The organism is Pseudomonas gingeri (assembly GCF_013386115.1).
In the GTDB taxonomy this organism is placed as follows: Bacteria; Pseudomonadota; Gammaproteobacteria; order Pseudomonadales; family Pseudomonadaceae; genus Aquipseudomonas; species Aquipseudomonas gingeri.
In genome coordinates, this window is record NZ_JACAOR010000014.1 from 265468 (window position 1) to 287987 (window position 22520).

Annotated in this window: 18 protein-coding genes; 16 read left to right on the forward strand and 2 right to left on the reverse strand. The window is 64.3% G+C overall.

Annotation, left to right across the window (positions count from 1 at the left end):
* Nucleotides 1–14 precede the first annotated feature (14 nt).
* The 14 genes from HX881_RS27935 to HX881_RS28000 all read left to right on the forward strand — a co-directional run bounded on the left by HX881_RS27935 (nucleotide 15) and on the right by HX881_RS28000 (nucleotide 18466).
* A complete protein-coding gene (locus HX881_RS27935) occupies nucleotides 15–2417 on the forward strand; it encodes a TonB-dependent receptor (RefSeq protein WP_177087701.1) in 2403 nt (800 codons plus the stop codon).
* 354 nt (nucleotides 2418–2771) lie between these two features.
* On the forward strand, nucleotides 2772–4148 hold the full coding sequence (locus HX881_RS27940) for a diaminobutyrate--2-oxoglutarate transaminase (RefSeq protein ID WP_177087703.1): 1377 nt from the start codon (nucleotides 2772–2774) through the stop codon (nucleotides 4146–4148).
* 255 nt (nucleotides 4149–4403) lie between these two features.
* Nucleotides 4404–6188, forward strand: a complete 1785-nt coding sequence (locus tag HX881_RS27945) for an IucA/IucC family protein (protein WP_177087705.1) — start codon at nucleotides 4404–4406, stop codon at nucleotides 6186–6188.
* The gene (locus HX881_RS27950) at nucleotides 6181–7404 is read left to right on the forward strand and encodes a type III PLP-dependent enzyme (RefSeq protein WP_177087707.1); all 1224 of its coding nucleotides are present in this window, start codon (nucleotides 6181–6183) and stop codon (nucleotides 7402–7404) included. The genes HX881_RS27945 and HX881_RS27950 overlap by 8 nt, the downstream gene beginning before the upstream one ends.
* Entirely contained in the window at nucleotides 7401–8807 is a 1407-nt protein-coding gene (locus HX881_RS27955; RefSeq protein ID WP_177088099.1) for a DHA2 family efflux MFS transporter permease subunit, read from the forward strand. Before HX881_RS27950 ends, HX881_RS27955 begins: the two co-directional genes overlap by 4 nt.
* Before the next feature lie 24 nt (nucleotides 8808–8831).
* On the forward strand, nucleotides 8832–10697 hold the full coding sequence (locus tag HX881_RS27960) for an IucA/IucC family protein (RefSeq protein ID WP_177087709.1): 1866 nt from the start codon (nucleotides 8832–8834) through the stop codon (nucleotides 10695–10697).
* Complete coding sequence (locus tag HX881_RS27965) at nucleotides 10691–11464, forward strand: HpcH/HpaI aldolase family protein (RefSeq protein WP_177087711.1); 774 nt, start codon at nucleotides 10691–10693, stop codon at nucleotides 11462–11464. The genes HX881_RS27960 and HX881_RS27965 overlap by 7 nt, the downstream gene beginning before the upstream one ends.
* Nucleotides 11465–11468: 4 nt before the next feature.
* Nucleotides 11469–13337 carry an IucA/IucC family protein gene (locus HX881_RS27970; protein WP_177087713.1) on the forward strand — a complete coding sequence of 623 codons (1869 nt, stop codon included), beginning with the start codon at nucleotides 11469–11471 and terminating at the stop codon, nucleotides 13335–13337.
* Entirely contained in the window at nucleotides 13327–14223 is an 897-nt protein-coding gene (locus HX881_RS27975; RefSeq protein WP_177064918.1) for an ABC transporter substrate-binding protein, read from the forward strand. Before HX881_RS27970 ends, HX881_RS27975 begins: the two co-directional genes overlap by 11 nt.
* Nucleotides 14220–15209 (forward strand): FecCD family ABC transporter permease, encoded by a 990-nt coding sequence (locus HX881_RS27980; protein WP_177087714.1) that lies wholly within the window; start codon nucleotides 14220–14222, stop codon nucleotides 15207–15209. The genes HX881_RS27975 and HX881_RS27980 overlap by 4 nt, the downstream gene beginning before the upstream one ends.
* On the forward strand, nucleotides 15202–16233 hold the full coding sequence (locus HX881_RS27985; RefSeq protein ID WP_177087716.1) for a FecCD family ABC transporter permease: 1032 nt from the start codon (nucleotides 15202–15204) through the stop codon (nucleotides 16231–16233). The genes HX881_RS27980 and HX881_RS27985 overlap by 8 nt, the downstream gene beginning before the upstream one ends.
* A 27-nt stretch (nucleotides 16234–16260) precedes the next feature.
* Nucleotides 16261–17052, forward strand: a complete 792-nt coding sequence (locus tag HX881_RS27990; RefSeq protein WP_177087718.1) for an ABC transporter ATP-binding protein — start codon at nucleotides 16261–16263, stop codon at nucleotides 17050–17052.
* Nucleotides 17049–17843 (forward strand): IucA/IucC family C-terminal-domain containing protein, encoded by a 795-nt coding sequence (locus tag HX881_RS27995; protein WP_177087720.1) that lies wholly within the window; start codon nucleotides 17049–17051, stop codon nucleotides 17841–17843. The genes HX881_RS27990 and HX881_RS27995 overlap by 4 nt, the downstream gene beginning before the upstream one ends.
* On the forward strand, nucleotides 17834–18466 hold the full coding sequence (locus HX881_RS28000) for an RraA family protein (protein WP_177087722.1): 633 nt from the start codon (nucleotides 17834–17836) through the stop codon (nucleotides 18464–18466). Before HX881_RS27995 ends, HX881_RS28000 begins: the two co-directional genes overlap by 10 nt.
* Here HX881_RS28000 and HX881_RS28005 read toward each other — a convergent pair whose 3' ends face one another.
* On the reverse strand, nucleotides 18467–19990 hold the full coding sequence (locus HX881_RS28005; RefSeq protein ID WP_177087724.1) for an FAD-dependent monooxygenase: 1524 nt from the start codon (nucleotides 19988–19990) through the stop codon (nucleotides 18467–18469).
* Between the two features lie 144 nt (nucleotides 19991–20134).
* Here HX881_RS28005 and HX881_RS28010 point away from each other — a divergent pair, with 144 nt between their 5' ends.
* Nucleotides 20135–20623, forward strand: coding sequence for a GFA family protein (locus tag HX881_RS28010; protein WP_177087726.1), 489 nt, complete (start codon nucleotides 20135–20137; stop codon nucleotides 20621–20623).
* 15 nt (nucleotides 20624–20638) lie between these two features.
* On the forward strand, nucleotides 20639–21574 hold the full coding sequence (locus HX881_RS33070) for a cycle-inhibiting factor (RefSeq protein WP_218171791.1): 936 nt from the start codon (nucleotides 20639–20641) through the stop codon (nucleotides 21572–21574).
* 8 nt (nucleotides 21575–21582) lie between these two features.
* On the opposite strand, the gene HX881_RS28020 is transcribed toward HX881_RS33070, so the two are convergent.
* The gene (locus HX881_RS28020) at nucleotides 21583–22248 is read right to left on the reverse strand and encodes a hypothetical protein (protein WP_177087728.1); all 666 of its coding nucleotides are present in this window, start codon (nucleotides 22246–22248) and stop codon (nucleotides 21583–21585) included.
* Between the last annotated feature and the right edge of the window lie 272 nt (nucleotides 22249–22520).

Here is a 22520-nt window from a genome sequence, read left to right on the forward strand (position 1 = left end):
GAGAGCTTCTTCCCATGTCTGCAGTATCGCCTTTCCGGTTGCGCCCGCTGTTGCGTTTTGGCCTTGTGTTGACCCTCAGTACCAGTCCCCTGCTGATTTCGCCCGCCTGGGCGGACACCGGCACACGCCGTAGCTATCAGGTTCCGGCCGGCAGCCTCGGCGCGGCGTTGACCCGGTTTGCCGGGCTGGCCGGGGTCAATCTGTCGGTGGACCCGGCGCTGGTGAGCGGTCGCCAGAGTGGCGGCCTGTCTGGCGAATACGATGTGCAGGAGGGCTTCGCCCGCTTGCTGCAGGGTTCCGGCCTGCAACTGCAACCGGTGGGAGAGCAGGCCTATACCCTGGTGCCCGCGCCGGAAGGGGGCAGCGTGCAGTTGCCCACCACTTCGATCCTCGGTGCCGGTGACTCCACGGGCAGCCCGGCCTACGCCGGCGGCCAGGTCGCGCGTCGGGGCTCGCAGGGCCTGCTCGGTTCGCGGGACTTCATGGAAACGCCGTTCAGCATGACCACCTACACCAGCGAGGCGGTCAAGAACCTGCAGGCGCGCACCCTCGGCGACCTGGTCGCCAGCGACCCGTCGGTACGTGCCACCAATCCGGCCGGCGGACGCTACGAGCAGTTCACCATCCGCGGCTTCAGCCTGTTCAACAGCGATGTCTCCTATAACGGCCTCTACGGTGTCCTGCCGACCTATACCATCGACATGGAAATGGCCGAGCGCGTGGATATCCTCAAGGGGCCAAGCCAGCTCATCAACGGAATCTCGCCACGGGGCAGCGTCGGCGGCGGCATCAACGTGGTGCCCAAGCGCGCCACCGACAAGCCGATCACCGAATTCACCGGTAGCTTCGCCTCCGACAGCCAGACCGGCGGTGCCGTGGACATCGGTCGCCGGTTCGGTGACGAAAACAAGTTCGGCATCCGCTTCAACGGCGTCAAGCAGTCCGGCGACACCACCTGGGATCACCAGGATGTCGACCGCGAGATGGCTGTGCTGGGCCTGGATTTCCGTGGCGAGCGCCTGCGTCTGTCGACGGACATCGGCCACACCGAGCGCGATACCGATGCCCCGCAGGAGCGCGTACAGATCGGCCCCAATGCCCAGGTCCCGAACCCCAACGATGTGCGCCGCAACTATGCGCAGGCCTGGAGCTGGGCCCATACCAAGGACACCTTCGGCACGCTGAACGGCGAATACGATCTGAGCGACTCGGTCATGCTCTACGGCGGCGTGGGGGTACGGCAGAGCAACCATGACTTCCTCCGCCATGCGGTCCTGGTCAGTAACAACGCCGGTAACTTCAGTGTCCAGCCGCGGGACTTCACCCGTGACGAAAACGTCCGTACCGCCACGGCCGGGGTGCGCAGCTGGTTCCATACCGGTTCGGTGAGCCATGAGCTCAACCTGGCCGCCAGCGACTTCTACATGGACTTCACCAATGGCGGCGCGCGTTATGCCCAGGGTAACAGCAACCTGTTCAACCCGGTACAGACGCCGGAGCCCGGCACCCCGACGCGGTTAGACGACAAGGTCTATACCGAGAACCGCTTCAGCGGCGTGGCGCTGTCCGATACCCTCGGCTTCTTCGACGATCGTCTGCTGCTGACCCTGGGGGCCCGCTGGCAGCGGGTGAAGGTCGACGACTGGACCAATGGCATCAAGGGCGACACTTCCTACGACGAGGAAAAGATTTCGCCGTCGGGCGGCATCCTGTTCAAGGCCACTGACGAGCTGTCGCTGTATGCCAACTACATGGAAGGCCTGAGCCAGGGCAAGATCGCCCCGTCGACCTCGGTCAACGATGACGAGATTTTCCCGCCGTTCATCAGTCGCCAGGTCGAGGTCGGGGCCAAGTATGACCTGGGCTCCTTCGCCCTGACCGCCGCGGCGTTCCAGATCAAGCAGCCGGCCTACGAAACCAACGCCAAGACCCAGGTGTTCGGCCCGAACGGCAAGCGCCAGAACCGTGGCGTGGAGTTGAGTGTGTTCGGCGAACCGCTCAAGGGCTTCCGCCTGCTCGGTGGCGTCATGTACATCGACAGCAAGCTGACCAATACCACCAACGGCGCCTTCGACGGCAACCGGGCCCCGGCCACGCCGGAGTACAACGTCAACCTGGGCGCCGAATGGGATGTCCCGACCGTCCAGGGGCTGACCCTGACCGGACGTGGCATCTACTCCAGTTCGCAATACCTGGACCAGGCCAACAGCAAGGAAATCGACAGCTGGGAGCGTTTCGACGTCGGCGCCCGCTACGCCTTCAAGCTCGACGACAAGGCCATCACCTTGCGTGCCAGCGTCGAGAACGTGATGGACAAGCGCTACTGGAGTTCGGCCGGTGCCTCGGATGACAGCGAGCCCGGCCTGACCCTGGCGACCCCCAGGACCTACCTGCTTTCGGCGACCGTCGGCTTCTGATCCAACCACCATGCGCCAGGGATCGGCGCCCGGACACTCCCCGTCGGTGATCGCCTGGAAGCGACCCGGAAAGAACAACGGCGAGTTATCACATGGGTTGTTTTTGACAACTTTCGGGCTGACTGATGATTTGATGGCATAACTTTAGAAGTTGCTTTCATATTGCAGATGCATGGCATATCCATGGCATCTCCGAGACAGTTTATCGGGTTTTAAAACTTGGGTATTTTTGCGCCTGTCTGTTTTATGGTGTGCAGAAAAAAATCAATGAATTTCGCAATAACTTGAATCGACGACTTGCACTTGTCTGGCAATGATAATAATTTGCATCTCGAACTTACGGAGGATGATCAGATGTTCAATGATGGCATGTTGCATTCTAATCCCGTGCAGAAAACCAATACCGATTATCTGGTTCGACAAAGCAAGTTTGAATCCAATGTTCGCAGTTATCCGCGCAAGTTGCCGCTGGCCATTGCCAAGGCCCATGGCGTGTGGGTCACGGATGTCGAGGGCAACCGCTACCTCGATTGCCTGGCGGGCGCCGGAACCCTGGCCCTGGGGCATAACCATGAGGCGATCATGGGGGCGCTCGACAGCTTCCTGTCCTCGGGGATGCCGATGCACACCCTCGACCTGACCACGCCGGTCAAGGACGCGTTCAGCGAAACCCTGCTGGGCCTGCTGCCGGGGCAGGGGCGCGACTACTGCCTGCAGTTCTGCGGGCCGTCCGGGGCGGATGCGGTGGAGGCGGCGCTGAAGCTGGCCAAGACCTTCACCGGGCGCAACAACGTCATCAGTTTCTCCGGTGCCTACCACGGCATGACCCACGGTGCCCTGGCGCTGACCGGCAATACCGCGCCGAAAAACGCCATCGCCACGCTGATGCCGGGCGTGCAGTTCCTCCCGTATCCCCATGAATACCGCTGCCCGCTGGGTATCGGTGGCGAGGCGGGGACCGAGGCGCTGGGCTACTACTTCCGCCAGTTCATCGAGGACGTCGAAAGCGGCGTGTCCCTGCCGGCGGCGGTGATCGTCGAGGCGGTGCAGGGCGAGGGCGGGGTCAATAGCGCGCCCGCCAGCTGGCTGCGCACGCTGCGCGAAGTAACCCACCAGCACGGCATCCTGCTGATCCTCGACGAAGTGCAGGCCGGCTTTGCCCGTACCGGCAGGATGTTCGCCTTCGAGCACGCCGGGATCGAACCCGACATCATTGTCATGTCCAAGGCGGTCGGCGGTGGCCTGCCCCTGGCGGTACTGGGCATCAAGCGCCAGTTCGATGCCTGGGCGCCGGGCAATCACGCCGGGACCTTCCGTGGCAATCAGATGGCCATGGCCACCGGCCTGGCCACGCTGCAGGTACTGCGCGAGCAGAACCTCGCGGCCCGGGCCGAGGTTCGGGGACAGTGGCTCAAGGACCAGTTGCAAGGCTTGCAGCAACGGTATCCGGCCATCGGCCAGGTCCGCGGGCGTGGTCTGATGCTGGGTATCGAGATGGTCGACGAGCGCTTGCCGGCTGATCGCCTGGGCAGTTTCCCCATGGCCCCCGACCTGGCCGTGGCGATCCAGCAGCATTGTTTCAGGCAGGGCCTGCTGCTGGAGCGTGGCGGCCGCAATGGCAATGTGATTCGCCTGTTGCCGCCCCTGATCATTGATGAAGAACACTGCCGCCTGGTGATCCAGCGTTTTGAGGCGGCGTTGGCGGCGGCCTTGTTGCAACTGCGCTCCTAGGATCCGGGCGAGTGCCATGAGCCCGCTAGTGGAAAGTTCAAGGGCGGCTTGATAGTTGTTTTGAATAAATGGATTGATCGTCAGCCACAAGTGTCTATGTGACGTAACTTTCGATTTGCCTGATGTTTATCGGATTGTTGAATGGTGAGTAATGATCCTGCGGATATTTCTGCTCGTTTGTTTATCGCGGGCGGCAACTTGATATTGATCGTGAAATCACCTCGTCCGTGACCTTGCGGCCACTGTGGAGCAATTATGAAAAATCCTGATCGCACTGTTCTGGCGAAAATGGTCAGCGAGTTGGCGAGTACCCGTGCCTTGCTCAATTGCCTGATCAAGGAGTTCGCCCTCCCTGAAGACTGCCTGCGTTATGAATGGCCGGCCCACATGCAGGGCATTGCCCCCGGCAGCTACCTGGACGGGCTGGACTGGAAGGGCATTCCCCTGACCATCAGCCTGCCCGACCGGCAGCAGTTCTTTGTCGTGGTGGACCGCCAGGATCGCCTGGGTAGCCAGCGTTACCTGTCCGATGTGTATGCGCGACAGGATGACGGCAACTGGCACTGCCCGGACTTCACCGGGTTCGTCGAACGATTGCTGGCGGCCTGCGAGCACATGGCTGGTGCCAGCAACGACGAACTGTTCGACCAGGTCCTGCAAAGCCAGCAACTGACGGCCGCCATCGTCGCCCACAATCTGCAGCCCGGGCATCCGGCGCCGCTGAGCGGCTACCTCGCCAGCGAGCAGGGCCTGTGGTTCGGCCACCCCAACCATCCGGCGCCCAAGGCCCGCCTGTGGCCCGCACACCTGGCCCAGGAGACCTATGCGCCGGAGTTCCAGGCGCAGACCGCGTTGCACCTGTTCGAAGTCCCGCGGGCAGGACTGCGGATCGCGGCCAATGGCCTGAGCGAGGACCAGGTCCTGGCCGGTTTCGCCGACCAGGCGCGGGCCCGGCCGGGGCACGCGCTGCTCTGCATGCACCCGGTGCAGGCGCAACTGTTCCGCCAGGACCGCCGCGTGCAGCGGCTGCTGGAGCAGGGCGAGATCGTCGATCACGGCACCAGCGGGCCGCTGGCCAGTCCGACCGCGTCGATGCGCACCTGGTACATCGAGGGCCACGACTATTTCATCAAGGGCTCGCTGAATGTGCGCATCACCAACTGCGTCAGGAAAAATGCCTGGTACGAGCTGGAAAGCACGCTGATCATCGACCAGTTGTTCCAGCGCCTGCAGCAGACCCGGCCGGAGAGCCTGGGCGGCCTGTCGACCGTGAGCGAGCCGGGCTCTCTGAGCTGGGCGCCGGTGCAGGCGGATGAAGCCGACGCCCACTGGTTCCGCGAGCAGACTGGGGCGATCCTGCGGGAGAACTTCTGCCGCCTGGCCGGTGCCGAGTGCAGTGTCATGGCGGGTACCCTGTTTGCCCGCGATATCTATTCGCGTCCCCTGGTGCACGAGTTCCTCGAGGACTCCAGTGGTGAGGCGCCCGATGACGCCCGCTTGCTGGACTGGTTCGAGCAATACCAGCGGCTGCTGCTGCGCCCGGTCATGGCGCTGTTTTTCAACCATGGCGTGGTGATGGAGCCGCACCTGCAGAACGCGGTGCTGATCCATGACCAGGGCCGCCCGCGGCAGTTGCTGTTGCGTGACTTCGAAGGTGTCAAGCTGACCGACGAGCTGGGTATGAACGGCATCGACGTCGGCCTGCACCCAAGGGTTCGTCAATCGTTGCTCTACACCCGCGAGCAGGGCTGGAACCGGATCACCTACTGCCTGCTGATCAACAACCTGTCCGAAGCCGTACTGGCCCTGAGCTGGGAGCGCCCGCACCTGGCGCCGTTGATGTGGCAACGGGTCGAACGGCAGTTGCGCGACATTCGCGACGAACTGGTGGCTCCGGCGCCGGAACTCGATGCGCTGATCGCCGGCCAGCCGATTGCCTGCAAGACCAATCTCAAGGTGCGCCTGGCGGCCAAGGCGGATCGCCAGGCCGGCTACGTCACCCTGCAATCGCCCTGGGCCGCGGAGGTGCGCCATGGTTGATCTGCCCACTACCGTGCTGGCGGCGATCGGTGAGGCCCGCGCCTTGAGCCGCGACCCGCTGGCGGCCTTCGTCCACGATCTGGACGCGCTGCGCGAGCATGTCGGTGAAGTCATGGCGGCATTGCCGGCCGGGGTCGAGTTGTATTACGCGATCAAGGCCAACAGCGAGGCGCCGCTGCTGGCGGCCCTGGCCCCGCTGGTGCACGGCTTCGAGATTTCCTCGGGCGGCGAGATCGAGCGGGTCATGACCTGCCCGACCCGCAAACCCTATGTGTTCTCCGGCCCCGGCAAGCTCGACTCCGACCTGCGGGCGGCCCTGGAGCACCAGGTCGAAGCCATTCATGTGGAAAGCCTCAATGAAATCGCCCGCCTGCAACGGTTGGCCAACGAGGTGGGGCGGGTACAGCCGGTGTACATCCGCATCAACCCGCAGTTGCCGTCGACCCTGTCGAGCAAGCTGGCCATGGCCGGCACCGCCACGCCGTTCGGTATCGACGAGTCGGAGCTGGCCCTCGCGGTGCAACGCGTCGACAACGCCAGCCACCTCAGCCTCAAGGGCTTCCATGTGCATGCCATGTCCCATCAGTTGTCGGTGGAGCGCCATGAACAGTTGCTCGATTTCTATCTGCAACGCTGGCCGCAGTGGAAGGCGCTGGCGGCCTATCCCGAGCAACTGACCCATTTCAATATCGGTGGCGGGATCGGCGTCGATTACCTCGGCGGGCAGCGGTTCGACTGGCAACGCTTGTGCCGCTACCTGGAGCGACGCCTGGCGGCACAGCCCGATGCACCGATACTGCGCTTCGAGCCCGGACGTTTCATCAGTGCCTTCTGCGGCTATTACGTGATCGAAGTGCTGGATATCAAGACCAGCCATGGCGAGCACTTCCTGGTCTGTCGTGGCGGCACGCACCAGTTCCGCCTGCCCGTCGCGCAAAGTCACGATCACCCGGTGATCCACCTGCCGAACACGCCGTCGACCGCGACGTCGCCGCAGCAGCTGTGCACCGTGGTCGGCCAGTTGTGCACGCCCAAGGATGTCCTCAGCCGCCGCCAGCCGTTCAGGGGCGTCGCGGTCGGCGATCTGCTGGTGCTGCCGTTGGCCGGGGCGTACGGCTACAACATCTCCCATGCGGATTTTCTCTGCCACCCCAGGCCGCCACAGCATTTCGTGGACAACGGCGAACTGCTGCGAGGAGCCGGCCAGTGGCAGTGAGGCGCGAAGTGCCACGGCACTGGGTGGTGATCAATGTGTTGCTGGGGACACTCACGGTGAGCCTCAGCAACAGCTCGCTCAACCCGGCGCTGCCGGCGTTCATGAGTGTCTTCGGCATCGGCCCGTTGCTGGCGACGTGGATCGTCGCCGGGTTCATGACCAGCATGGGCATGACCATGCCGCTGACCAGCTTTCTCAGCCAGCGGCTGGGACGCAAGCGCCTGTACCTGTGGGGCGTGGCGCTGTTTGTCGGAGCTTCGCTGCTCGGTGCGCTGGCCAATTCGATTGCCCTGGTGATCGCCGCGCGGGTGGTGCAGGGCATTGCCAGCGGGCTGATGATCCCCTTGTCGCTGGCGATCATCTTCGCGGTCTATGCCAAGCCGGAGCGCGGGCGGGTCACCGGGCTGTGGAGCGCGGCGGTGATGCTCGCCCCGGCGCTCGGGCCCCTGTGCGGCAGCCTGTTGCTGGAGTGGTTCAGCTGGCGTTCGCTGTTCCTGATGAACGTGCCGGTCGGCCTGCTGGCGCTGGTCCTGGGCATCGCCGTGCTGCCGGATTCGGAACCTGGCGAGCGTCAGCCGTTCGACCTCGCCGGCTATCTGCTGATCGCCTCGGGTATCGGCCTGTTGATGGTCTCCATCAGCCGCCTGCGCCATGCCGCGACACTCTTCGATCCGCTCAACCTCGGGCTGTTGCTGGTGGGGGTGCTGTGCCTGGTGGCCTTTGTCCGGGTGGAATTGAGCCGCAAGGCGCCCTTGCTCAACCTGCGGATCTTCGCCCTGCGTGGCTATCGCCTGAGCGTGATCATTGCCGTGGTGCAGTCGGTCGGCATGTTCGAGTGCCTGGTGCTGCTGCCGCTGCTGGTGCAGATCGTGCTGGGCTACAGCGCCATCTGGACCGGCCTGGCACTGCTGTGCACGGCGGCGTTCGCCAGCCTGTTCGGCCAGTGGGGCGGCAAGGCCCTGGACCGTCATGGTCCGCGCACGGTGGTGGCGCTCGGGTTGCTGCTGACCGGTATCTCGACCCTGGCCCTGGGCATGCTCAAGGCCGATGCGAGCATCGCCGTGGTGTTCGCGCTGATGATGGTGCGCGGGGCCGGCCTGGGGCTGTCGTACATGCCGGTGACCACCGCCGGGCTCAATGCCCTGCCCGAACCGATGGTCACCCAGGGCGCGGCGATGAACAACATCTCCCGGCGCCTGGTGGCGTCCCTGGCGATTGTCATCGCCTCGCTCTGGCTGGAGTGGCGCCTGGGCGCGGGAGGGCAGGCGGCCACGGCTTCGGCCATCAGCGAAGTGTTTGCCGCCACCGGCGTACTGATCCTGCTGGCATTGCCCTGTGCCTGGCGCTTCCCCCTTCACGACGAGACGGTCGAGGCTTCGCCCGCCACCGTCGAACACCGATAGTTTCTCTTTCGACAAGGTATGGACATGACGACTTTCGAATCGGCAACACCGCGTATGCGCACCCCGGCCACCGCTGCCTGGCTGGCCACGGTCGATGCCCGCTGCGCGGAACGCGTGCAGCGGCGGGTGGTGGGGCAGCTGCTGCAGACTCTCTTGTATGAAGCGGTGCTGCCTTATCGACAGGATTCCCTGGGCGCTGGCCGCCATCGTTTCAGCGTGACCGGCCGGGATGCCGGCGGGGCCGCGGTGGAGTACCGTTGCGACGGCCTGCTCAGTGCCAGTTTCGAAGTGATCCGCCTCGATCATGCCAGCCTGGAGCGCGTGGACAGCGAGGGTCGGAGCAGCACGCCGAGCTTGCACCAGGCCCTGGCGGAATGGCTTGGCGAATTTCGCGACAGCCCGCACCTGGCGCGTTTCATCCATGAACTGGAGCAGACCCAGCTCAAGGACCTGCAGGCCCGCAGCCAGGGCTACCAGGCCGACCGACCCGCCCATGAGCTGGATGTGGATGCCCTGGAGCAGCACTTCATGGACGCCCACAGCTACCACCCGTGCTACAAGTCGCGTATCGGTTTTTCCCTGGCGGACAATGTCCAGTACGGCCCGGAGTTCGCCATGCCCATCGCCGTGGTGTGGCTGGCGGTGGCCCGCTCCCGGGCGGCGGTCAATCATTCCCGTACCCTGGACTTCCAGGCCTTTGTCCGCGAGGAGCTCGGCGCCGCGCGCTGGGACCTGATGAGCCGCACTCTCGCCAGCCAGGGCCGTTCCATCGACGACTACCAGCTGATGCCGGTACACCCCTGGCAATGGGATAACACCCTTGTCTCGGCGTTCTACCCCGAGCTGCTCAGCGGCGAACTGGTCTACCTGGGCACCTCGGACAACCTCTACAAGGCCCAGCAGTCGATCCGTACCCTGGCCAATGCCAGCGCCAGGGAACGGCCTTACGTCAAGCTCGCGATGAGCATGACCAACACTTCCAGCACGCGCATCCTGGCCCGGCACACGGTGATGAATGGGCCGATCATCACCGACTGGTTGCAGCAACTGATTGCCAGCGATCGTACCGCCCGCGAGCTGGATTTCGTCATCCTCGGCGAAGTCGCCGGCGTCAGCTTCGACTACGACCATCTGCCCGAGTCCCGTGGACCGCAAACCTACGGCACCCTCGGCGCGATCTGGCGCGAGAGCCTGCACCAGTACCTCAAGGCCGACGAACAGGCCGTGCCGTTCAACGGCCTGAGCCATGTCGAAAACCGCTATGGCGAAGGCCGGCAGTCGCCCTTTATCGATGCCTGGATCAGCCAGTACGGCCTGCGGGAATGGACGCGGCGGTTGCTGGAGGTCACGGTGCCGCCGATCATCCATATGCTCTACGCCGAAGGGATCGGGATGGAGTCCCATGGCCAGAACATCGTGTTGATCGTCAAGCAGGGCTGGCCGCAACGCATTGCCTTGAAAGACTTCCACGACGGCGTGCGTTACTCGCCGGCGCATCTGGGGCGCCCCGAGCTGTGCCCGACCCTGGTGCCGTTGCCGGCCAGCCACGCCAAGCTCAACCGCAATTCATTCATCGTCACCGACGACGTCAATGCGGTCCGTGATTTCTCCTGCGACTGTTTCTTTTTCATCTGCCTGACGGAGATGGCGATCTTCCTGCGCCAGCAGTATCAACTGGACGAAGCGCTGTTCTGGCAGATGACCGCCGAGGTGATCCTGGCCTACCAGGATGCCCATCCCCAGCACCGCGAGCGCTTCGACCTGTTCGATGTGTTCGCGCCGAGCTACGAGGTCGAGGAACTGACCAAACGCCGCCTGCTGGGTGACGGCGAGCGTCGCTTCCGCTCGGTGCCCAACCCGTTGCATGCCCACAGGCCACAGCCATGCTGAGAACCAACCAGCTCAAGCAAAAGCTCGGCGCGGGTGAGGTGGTGCATGGGCTGATCAGTTCGATTCCGTCACCGGCGGCCATCGAACTGATCGCCGAGGCCGGTTTCGACTTCGTGATCATCGACATGGAACACGTGCTGATCAATCCGGAAACTGTCGAGCACATGATTCGCACGGCGGAAGCCTATGACCTGACACCGTTGGTGCGGGTCGCCGACCTCGATCCGAAGACCCTGTTGCGCCTGCTCGATGGCGGTGCCCAGGGCATCGTCCTGCCGATGGTCGAATGCCCGGTGCAACTGGCCGCGGCCATCGCCGCGTGCAAGTACCACCCGCTGGGGCGGCGCAGCCTCAATGCCGGGCGTCCCGGTTCGTTCGGCAAGCACAGCCTGGCGCGGTACGTCGAAGCGGCCAACCAACAGATCCTGCTGGTGGCGATGATCGAAAGCGCCGAGGGCGTGCGGCGTGCCGCCGAGATCGCCGCCGTACCGGGGCTGGACATGCTCCTCGAGGGCGCGGCCGACCTGTCGCAATCCCTGGGCATGCCCTGGCAGATCGACCAGCCCGCAGTGCAGCAGGCCCTGCTCGACACCTGGCAGGCGGCCAAGGCCGCCGGGGTGGCGTACTGCACCATTCCACGGCAACCCGGCGACGCGGCCCGCTGGCGCGGGCGCGGGGTCAACGCCTTTGTCCTGGGCGACGAGCGTGGCATTGCCTTTCGCGCCTTGCAGTCTCGCCTGACCACTGTTTCTTCAGAAGGAAAATAACCCGATGAACTTCACCGCACTCGCCGCCGATATCGTGATGCAGGACCTGATCGATTGCCTGCTGGCGGAAGACTTCTTTGGTGATCAGCCGCTGAACCTGGTGGACACCGCCCATTGGCAACTGGCCCATCCGCAGGCGCCGCTGCTCGATGCCGCCAGTCCCGGGCAGCGCATCTGGGAGTGGTGCTGCGATGCGCCGGAACAGCGCTTCATCAGCATTGCCCTGCGGCCCGGCATCACCCAGCAATGGGAGAAGGTCCCGGGTACGCCGGTGCTGGCCCGACAGGGCGAATCCTGGACCCGCCTGTCGCCCGAGGATTTCATGAAGCGTGTGTTCGCCGGCATGGCGCCACGTTTCCAGGACAACGAAAAAGGTCTGGCGCTGTTCCTCGACGTGTTGCACATCAGTGTCTGGCAGACGGCCTTGTCGCTGGACCACCAGGTCGACGACCAGGGCCTCATGGCACAGGACGGAGCGACCTTCTTCAGGACCATGGAGCAGTGGGCATCGTTGCGCGACCGCCCGTATCACCCCCTGGCCAAGGCCAAGCAGGGCCTCGACGAGGCCGAGTACCGACGTTATCAGGCCGAGTTCGCCCAACCCGTGGTGCTGAACTGGGTGGCGGTGGCCAAGGCCTTGCTGCAATGCGGTGAAGGGGTGGGGGATATCGATCAGTCCCTGCCATCGCGTTATCTGTTGCCGGCGCCATTGCAGGCGCAACTGGAGCAGGAGTTGCAGGCGCTGGGGATCGACGGCAGCCACGTCGCGCTGCCGGTCCATCCCTGGCAGTTCGAGCATGTGCTGGAAAAGCAACTGGGCGCTGCATTCGCCAGGGGTGACTGCCGCCGCCTGGCGTTCCAGGCAGCGACGGTGTTCGCCACCTCGTCCCTGCGCTCGATGACGCCATGCTTCCCGAGTGCCGACTACCTCAAGCTGCCCATGGCGATCCATTCCCTCGGTGCGTCCCGTTACCTGCCGGCGGTGAAGATGATCAACGGTGGCCTGAGCGAGCGGCTGTTGCGCCAGGCCCTGGACAAGGACGCCAGCCTGGCACGCTCGCTGTACCTGTGCGACGAGAGCAAGTGGTGGGCCTTCATGCCACCCGAGGCGACCCTGTTCGACGAAGCGCCACGGCACCTCTCGGCGATGGTGCGCGGCTACCCGGCGGCCTTGCTCGACGACCCCGATTGCCGCCTGCTGCCGATGGCCGCGCTGGGCACACCGTTGCCCGGCAGCAACCGGCACTTCTTCGACGAGTGGATGGACTATCGCCAGTTGCCGCGTAACCAGGCTTCGGTACTGAGCCTGTTCCGCGAGCTGGGCCACAGCTTCTTCGATATCAACCTGCGCATGTTCCGCATCGGCATGCTCGGCGAGGTGCACGGGCAGAACGCGGTACTGGTGTGGAAGGCCGGCCAGGCCCAGGGCCTGTTGCTGCGCGACCATGATTCGCTGCGCATCTACGTGCCCTGGCTGGAGCGCAACGGCATGGCCGACCCGGTCTACCGGATCAAGAAGGGCCATGCCAACACGCTGTATCACGAGCGTCCCGAAGACCTGCTGTTCTGGCTGCAGACCCTGGGCATCCAGGTCAACGTGCGGGCGATCATGGACACCCTGGCGCAGGTCTACGCGGTGCCGGTGACGGCGTTGTGGACGGTGTTGCGCGATGTTCTCGAGGAGCTGATCACCACCATCGACTTCGACGACGAGGCGCGGGCGATGATCAGGCACCGCCTGTTCGACGTGCCGCGTTGGCCGCAGAAGCTGTTGCTGACGCCGATGATCGAGCGGGCCGGTGGGCCGGGCAGCATGCCGTTCGGCAAGGGCGAAGTGGTCAATCCGTTCCACAGGTTGCGCCGTGAAGCCTGAGCCTTTCCTGTCACCTTCCAGGCGCACGGTGTTGCGCCTGTCCCTGGGCCTGCTGGCCCTGCCTGCGCTGGCCCGCGCCGACGGCGTGCGGGTGATCACCCTGTTCCAGGGCGCGACCGACAGCGCCGTGGCCCTGGGGCTGACGCCCGTTGGCGTGGTGGATTCGCCGACCGAGAAACCGACCTTCCGCTACTTGCGTCCGGCGTTGGCGACGGTGTCCCATGTCGGTCTGGAAACCCAGCCGAGCCTGGAGGACATCGTCCTGCTCAAGCCGGACGTGATCGTCGCGTCGCGCTTTCGCCACCAGCGTATCGCGCCACTGCTGGAGCGGATCGGCACGCTGGTGATGCTCGAAGAAGTCTTCGAATTCAAGCGGACCCTGGCAATGATGGGCGCCGCGTTGCATCGCCAGCAACAGGCCACAAGCCTGCTGGGCCAATGGCAGCAGCGAGTGCTGCGCCTGCGCGAGCAACTGCAGGCGAAGTTCGCCGGGCGCTGGCCGCTCACGGTCTCGGTGCTGGATGTGCGCGAAGATCATGTGCGCAGCTACCTGCCGGGCAGTTTCGCCGGCTCGGTGCTCACGGAACTGGGCTTCGCCTGGAACCCGGTCGCCCGCCAGGCCCATGGCACCTATATCAAACTCACCAGCAAAGAGAGCTTGCCCGTGGTCGATGCCGACCTGTTTTTCGTTTTCCAGCGCGCCGACAGCCCCTCTGTGCAGCGCAACTATGAGCGCCTGGTGCATTACCCGTTCTGGCAGCAGATGCGTGCGGCCCGGCAGGAGCAGGTCTGGCGGGTCGATGCCATCGCCTGGAGCTTCTCGGGAGGCATCCTGGGGGCCAACCTGATGCTCGACGACATCGAGCGCGTGGTGGCGTCTTCATGAGTCGTCTGTCGAAACTGATGCTGGCGTTGCTGGTCATGCTGGTGTCCTGCGTCCTGAGCCTGGCGGCGGGCGCCACCTGGATCGAACCGTCGCAACTGTTCGCAGGGCTGACGCAGCCGGATACCTTGAGCGCGGGCCAGCAACTGATCGTCAGCACCCGGCTGACGCGTACCCTCATGGCCGTCGCCGTGGGCGCAAGCCTGGCGGTGGCGGGGGCGCTGATGCAGGCACTGACGCGCAACCCGCTGGCGTCGCCGGGGTTGTTCGGGGTGAATGCCGGGGCAACCTTTGCGATCATCCTGGGCTCGTCGTTTTTCGCCTTGTCGTCGATGCACCAGTGGCTGTGGTGCGCCTTTATCGGCGCGGCCCTGGCGGGAGCGCTGGTGTGGCTGATCGGCAACCGCGGGCAGGGCAGCCTCAACCCGCTGCGCATCGTGCTGGCGGGCGCGGCGATCACCGCGCTGTTTTCCGCCTTCAGCCAGGCCTTGCTGGTGGTCAACGAGGAGGGCCTGGATACGGTGCTGTTCTGGCTGGCGGGCTCGCTGTCCGAGCGCGACCTGGCGATGGCCGCGCCGCTGCTGATCGGCGTGCTGCTGGCCTTGCTCGGCGCGTGGCTGCTGGCCGGGCAGGTCAATGTGCTCAACGCCGGCGAAGCCATCGCCACGGGGCTGGGGCAGCGCACCGGGCTGATCCGCCTGTTGATGAGCATCCTGATCATCGGCCTGGCCGGCAGCGCGGTGGCACTGGCGGGCAGCATCGGTTTTATCGGCCTGCTGGTGCCGCACATGGTACGCAAGGGGCTGTCCATCGATCATCGCTGGTTGCTGCCGGGCTGTGCGCTGCTGGGGGCGACCCTGCTGTTGCTGGCCGACACCCTGGCCAGGGTGGTGATCCTGCCGCAGGAGGTGCCGGTGGGGGTGATGACCGCGCTGTTCGGCGCACCGTTCTTCATTGCCCTGGCCCGTCGAGGTGCACGTTATGGATAAGTACCTGACGTTGCGGCGCGGCGCTTTTTCCCGGCAGTTCAACCTCTCCACCCTGGGACGCCTGGCCCTGGCGCTGCTGCTGACCCTGCTGGTCATGCTGGGGGCGCTGGCGGTGGGCAAGGTCAACCTGTCACCGCAGACGGTGTTGAGTGTGCTGGCCGGGGCGGGGGACTCCAGCCTGACCTTTATCGTCGAGCAACTGCGCCTGCCGCGCCTGGTCCTGGCGGCGCTGGTGGGCTCGGCGCTGGCGGTGTCCGGGCTGATCCTGCAAAGCATCATCCGCAACCCGCTGGCCTCGCCGGACCTGCTGGGTATCACCAGCGGCGCCAGCGCGGCGGCGGTGCTCTACCTGTCGTTCTTCTCCGTGGCCCTGGGCTCGCGGTTCCTGCCGCTGGCCGCCATGGCCGGCGCCGGCTGCGCCGCCCTGGCGATCTACCTGCTGGCCTGGAAGCAGGGCACTTCGCCGTTGCGCCTGGTGCTGATCGGCGTCGGCATCTCCGCGCTGCTGACGGCGGTGACCACCTTCCTGCTGGTGTTCAGCCCGTTGACCACCACCCTGTCGGCCTATGTCTGGCTGACGGGCAGTGTCTACGGTGCCAGCTGGCCGGAGCCCCGGGCACTGGCGCTGTGGCTGCTGGCGATCCTGCCGCTGCTGGTATGGCTGGCCCGACAGGTGCGGGTACAGCAACTGGATGACGACCTGGCCCAGGGCATCGGCGTGCGCGTGCAGTGGCTGCGCGCCGGCCTGTTGCTGGTCAGCGTCGCGCTGGCCGGTGCCGCCGTCGCCTGGGGCGGGGCGATTGCCTTTGTCGGGCTGATCGCGCCACATATCGCCAAGCGCCTGGTAGCCCCCGGATTCGCCGGTCAGGCAGTGATGGCCGCCCTGGTGGGCGCCAACCTGGTGATGCTCGCCGACCTGGTCGGCCGTACCTTGTTCCTACCGCTGGACTTGCCTGCGGGGATTTTTGTCGCGGTGCTGGGCACACCGTTTTTTCTGTATCTTTTGATCAATCAGCGGCACTAACCGATGAGTAGCGCTAAGGAATTGCAGATGGCATCCATTACGGCCCAGGGCCTGACCCTGAGCTACCAGCGTCAGTTGATTATCGACGACCTTGACCTGCAACTGCCCCAGGGCCAGGTCTCGGTACTGATCGGCAGCAACGGCTGCGGCAAGAGTACCCTGCTCAAGTCCTTCGCCCGGCTGCTCAAGCCGCAGCAGGGCAGGGTGATTCTCAACGGCACGGACATCCACCAGAAATCCACGGCGGCGGTGGCGCGCGAACTGGCGATCCTGCCGCAGATGCCCAGCGCGCCCGAGGGCATCAGCGTGCGGCAACTGGTGGCGCTGGGACGTTATCCTTACCAGAACTGGATGCAGCAGTGGTCGCTGCAGGATGAGGCGATGGTCGAGCGCGCCCTGCAGCAGACCGGCATGCAGGCCCTGGCCGAGCGGCCGGTGGATGCCTTGTCCGGCGGCCAGCGCCAGCGCGCCTGGATCGCCATGACCCTGGCCCAGGACACCGACATCGTGCTGCTCGACGAGCCGACGACCTTTCTCGACCTGGCGCACCAGATCGAAGTGCTGGACCTGTTGCGCGACCTCAACCGCCAGGAAGGCAAGACCATCGTCATGGTGCTGCACGACCTCAACCTGGCCTGCCGCTACGCCGATCATATGGTCGCGGTGCACCAGCGCACGGCGTTTGCCCAGGGCCGGCCCCAGGACATTCTCAGCGAGACGCTGGTCAAGCAGGTGTTCAATCTCAACTGCCGGATCATCAGCGATCCGTTCTTCGGCACACCGTTGTGCATTCCCTTCGGTCGGGAACTGCCGCAATGACACAGCCGGCGGTTTTCACCGAGGAGGAGTGGGCGCTGCTGTCCGGGGCGTTGCGACTCAGGTCGGCGCAGCAGTGCGATCCGCGTTCGCTGGCGGCGCGGGCACTGCTCGACCCCGAGACCTGCGAGCGCCTGCTGCAGGCGCTGGGGCCGGTGATCGGTTCGCCGACGCTGGCGATCACCGCTTCGCTGCTGGCCAAGCGTTTCTCCTTCCTCAGCACCGGCGCCTGCCTGTACGCCATGTCCGTCTATGACAAGGGCCTGCTGCTGTCGCCGGACAATTGCGAGGTCGAATACGCCCATGACAACGGGCTCTGGACTTCGTCCATGTCGCTGAACGCGATCTCGCCGCTCACCTGTGCACCGGGGGAACGCGAGGCCTGGCGCGAGTCGATTGTCGCCAGCCTGTTCGCCGGGCTGCTCCAGCCGCTGTGGCAGACCTTCTATCAGGTCAGTGGGATTTCCCGACGGATCCTCTGGGAAAACACCGCCGTACGCGTGTATTCGCTGTACGAAAAACGCATGGCCAAGGTCGAGGATCCGTTGGTACGCCAGCGCCATGAGGCGGATTTCCACTGGCTGCTCAACGAGGCCGAACCGGCACTGTTCGGCCTCGACTACAACCCGCTGCGGCACTTTCGCCGACCGCCCACGCTGCTTGCTCCCGAGGGAAAAGACACCGAGGGCAAAAGCATCCGTTTCCGCCGTACCTGCTGTTTCTACTACGAGGCGAGCAACCCGGTGGAATACTGCTCCACCTGTCCCTTGTTGAGGCCCAGGAAATGTCGCTGAACCCACGGATCGCCCCGCGTCGGCAAGCGCTCGACGCAGCGCTGCTCGATCAACTCAAGGGCATCTCTTCTTCAACGGTCGGGCACCTGGTCGACGCCGGTTACTTGAGGGGGATCAGGCCATTGTTCGAGGGCATCCGGATGGTCGGCAATGTGCTGACGGCCAAGGTCTTCACCCCCGATGGCAGCATCCTGCGTGAGGCCTTGCTGTGCAGCGAGCCGGGTGATGTGCTGGTGATCGAATGCGTCGGTGATCCCGACTGCGCCTGCTGGGGGGAACTGCGCACCCTGGCCGGGCTGATCAAGGGCCTGGCCGGGGTGGTCGTGGCCGGTCCGGTGACGGATGTCGCAGCCCTGCGCGAGCACCGTCTGCCGATCTTCAGTCGCGGCGCCAGCGCGCTGACCACCCGCAGCCTGGGGCAGGCGGGAGAACTCAATCAACCGGTCCGGGTGGGCGAGGTGCAGGTCCGGCCCGGCGACATCGCCATCGGTGACGACGATGGCGTGTTTATCCTGGCTCCGCAGCAAGCTCGGGAGTTGCTGCCGCAACTGCTGGCGAAGGAAAGCGCCGATCGTTTTCGTCGCGCCGAGCTGCTCGCCACGCTGGTGGCCAAGGGCGGCTGATCAGGGGTAGCGGATCCCGCGCTCCTCGAAGTAACGCTCGATCCCGCCCGGGCTGCCCAGCGGCTCGGCGAGGGCAATGTAGCTGTCCGGCCGCAACAGGTAGATGGCATTGCGCACCAGTCCGGCGTTTTCATGGACGGCTCGCCACTCGAAGACGTGCAGGGGCATCAGCCGCTCGCCGCACCACTGGCTCAGCACGCTGCTGGCGCTGCCGTACACATGCACCTGCCAGCCGATGTACATCAGGGAATCAAAGTTGTCATCCTCGGCATCCGCTGCCCAGGGCAGGCGGTCGCCGCCCTGGATCTCGCCGGCGATGCCCATGCTCAAGGGCATGCCCCGGTAGTTCAGGGTGATCTGCGACACCGTGCGAAACAGGAATTCGCGGGCCGCCTCCAGCGAGGCCACCCGGGACACGACCAGGGGCGCCAGGCGTGTGCGCACCAGATTGGCGATCCAGCCATCGGCCGTGGCAAAGCTGAAGGCCCGGTCGGTGGTGGCGACCAGGCGCCGGGCAAAGCCGATGCGCTCGGTCTCGTAGGTGCCGAGCAAGCGCGCCTCGGCCTTGTTGCGCAGGACCGCCGCGAGCTTCCAGGCCAGGTTGATCGCGTCGCCGATCCCGGTATTCATGCCCTGGCCGCCGGCCGGGCTGTGCACGTGAGCGGCGTCGCCCAGAAGGAACACCCGCCCGGAACGGAAGCTGTCGGCCACCCGATGATGCACCCGATAGCTGGAAAACCAGTTCACCTGCTCGACCTCAAGCCCCATATGTTCGATGGCCCGCGAGCTGACGTCCTCGAAGCGCAGGGTATGGGATGCCTCGGCCCGTTCATCGCGCACCGTGCCGATCAGCCGGGCACGCCCCTCGCCAGCCAGGGGAAAGACCGCGAGGAAGTCTGCGTCGTCGAGGTCCACATGCAGTTCGCCATTGATCGCCGGGCCCGAGGCCTGGACATCGGCGACATAGAAAATCTGCTGGTAGGTGCCGCCGGGATAGCCGATATCCAGGGCCTTGCGCACGGTCGAGCGGGCACCGTCGCAGCCGGCCAGGTAAGCGACCTGCAGGCTTTCCTCGGTGCCATCGGCGCCGCGCAACTGGGCGCTGACGCCATTGCCGATATCGGCGAACCCCAGCAGTTCGGTGCTGCGTTCGACCGTCACGCCAAGGGCCGCGAGCCGCTCGACCAACAGCCGCTCGTGCTGGTCCTGGGGAAAGATCTCCATGAACGAGTAGGGCGTCAGGCCCTGGCCGATGTCGGCCAGCGACAGACGGGCGGCCTGTTCGCCCTTGACCCAGAAATTGACGGCCGGCACCTTGTGGCCATGCTCGATCACGGCATCGCTGAGGTCCAGTTGCCGATACAGTTCCAGGGTTCGCGCCTGCACGGCCAGGGCACGGGAGGTGGTGCCCGGTTCGGCGGTCTTGTCGATGATCCGCACGGCAATTCCCTGTCTGCTCAGCCAGAGCGCCAGGACCAGACCGGTGGGGCCGGCGCCCACGATCAGAACTTCAGCATGCTTCATATCATCTCTCTTCGAGGCGAACCCTTGAAGATTGAGTATAGGAAAGCTGCCGTGCGGCGCGGGCTGGCGCGATGACCTGCAAATTCATTGCACTTTCCGGCGTGGCCGGGCTCGAATCATCAGGCCAATACAGGAGGGAAGACCATGCTGCTCGAAGGATCCTGCCATTGCGGCGCGGTAACGTTCAGTCTTACCAGCGCGCACCCTTATCCCTACCAGCGCTGCTATTGCTCGATCTGTCGCAAGACCCAGGGCGGTGGCGGTTACGCGATCAACCTCGGTGGCGACGCGACGACGCTGAAAGTCAGGGGGCGCCCGCACATCGCTATCTACCACGCGAAGATGAAAGGCGAGGGCGAGTCCCGCAGCCATCGCAGCAGCGCCGAGCGGCATTTCTGCAAGGAGTGCGGCAGCGCGCTGTGGTTGTTCAGCCCCGAATGGCCGGAACTGATCCACCCCTTTGCCTCGGCCATCGACACACCGCTGCCGGTGCCCCCCGAGCACACGCACCTGCTGCTGGATTCGAAGGCACCCTGGGTCGAGGTCGACGTGCGACCAGGCGACAAGCAGTTCGAGGGTTATCCCGAGGAATCCATCGCCGAGTGGCATGAGCGGTTGGGATTGACGCGCTGACCGGACGCTTTTCCCGTGGAACCGGAATGGCCTGTCCGTTCACTCACTGTGTCCGGACTATCAGCCAGGACACCCACCATGAGAAATTACCTCAACTCATTGCGCCCGAGTCAGCCAGATCCACGCCTGCAATCACGGACGAACGACAGCAACGCGGTTGCCAGGGTATCAACCTCGACCGCGGCCCAGCCGGTCAACAACCCGTCGACAAGGCACCTGCAGCATTTCGCCAGGATGACCGCGCAAAATATCAAGGCCAACGCCTTGCTCAACAGCGATAACAACGAGGTGCCGATTCATTACAAGAATCCCGGGGAAATTCTCGCGGCGATCGACCGTAATATCGAGCAGACGGCGAAGGATTGGGGCTGCTCGAAGCAGGACGTGGAAGCCATGTTGGGCAGCAGCAAGCGCTTCAATGCGCCTGTTTGCGGAGTGACCGCGAATAACGTGATGAAGCTGTTTCTGGACAGCAGCCAGCGCAGCTACAGCTTCGAACACGGTCGACCCCTGTCCTTGTCGCAGTTGAAGCAGCAACTGGCGTCATTGCCAGCAGACAGGAACTTCATTCTCCGGGTCAACGACGAGGCCATGGGGCACGCCTATGTCATCGATCTGCCGGCGAGCAACAAACCCCAGCGCGATGCCTTTCTCTATCAATCCGATCTGGGCGATGGGGCCACCCGTCCCCTGCGTCTTGAGGACTGGATGAGCCGTCAGGCCGAACGGCCCATACCGCTGGGCGAAGTTGTTCGACATTTCGATAACATGACCGAGCGAAAAGTGGACGTGCACCATCTCGCCAGGCTGTTCGATATTGACGGCAACCCCGCGATGCTGCGTCCGGAGCGTCTGAACAACAAGAACGGGTTCAATTTTCAGCTTGAAGAGTACAGCCTGAAAAATCTGGAAAAGAACATGAAGGCCGTGACGGCCAACTGTGCGTCATAGGTCACTCGTTAAGGACGCTGGCTGAGCAAGGCACTGACGCCTTCGATTTTGCTCAGCCATGCAGCGGTTCTAGGGCATCTCCACGAAACAAGATTTATCATCCGCTCCAGGTCGGCAACCAGGCTCCTGGCAAAAATGGGCTCGTGGTGGGCAATCCGATTTCGGATTTTTCTAACGCCTTCCAATGCGTCAAAAATCATTTGTCGGCAGTGTGCGGGGCTCCTGCCGGCAGGCAGGCCAGGGAATGACGTCAGTAGGTGAGGCAACCACAAGCGATCATCAAACCTGTGCGTGAAAAGCTTGCCCCAGAATGCGAATTTCAATTCCGGGATGACTGCACCTGCGTTGCGCGAACGCGCCTTGCTCCGTGCTGACTCCATTTCCTTGCGCATACTGAATCCAGAATGGGGATCTGGCAGGCTCCGCTCAAAACTGATCGACCAGGGCCACTGGGGCCCATAAACCTGACCCAGGACTTCGGATGCCGCGTTGCGGACCGCCACTTCGCATATTTGTTGAGGGAGCATGAACGCACCGGAAATCTTCGCGTTCCATGCGTACAACGACAACGCATGCCGGGTGTTGGACGTCTTCAGCGTACGAACATACGTGCTCAACCGTTCTTTGGAGAGCGCTGATTCGACAGCTTGAGCATCGGCGGCGCAGACGGGCACTGGGCAACTCCTTGACTTGGTCTGGCTTGGGCAATAACATTGTTCCACTTGCTCCGGGATTTGTTGGTGATTACCTCCCCCTGGAGAAACACGAAAAAGCTCATCGAAAGATGGGCTTTTTTCGTTTATGGGCAAATGATCGCTGAAACGCTCGTTCACGGCGAAGGTGGGAGTAATTCACTTCGTTACCTGAGAGTGGGACACGCCGTTCGGACCATGGGGTGGCATCAGTCATCGGTCGCCGCAAACATCACGGCGTGCCAATCACAAGC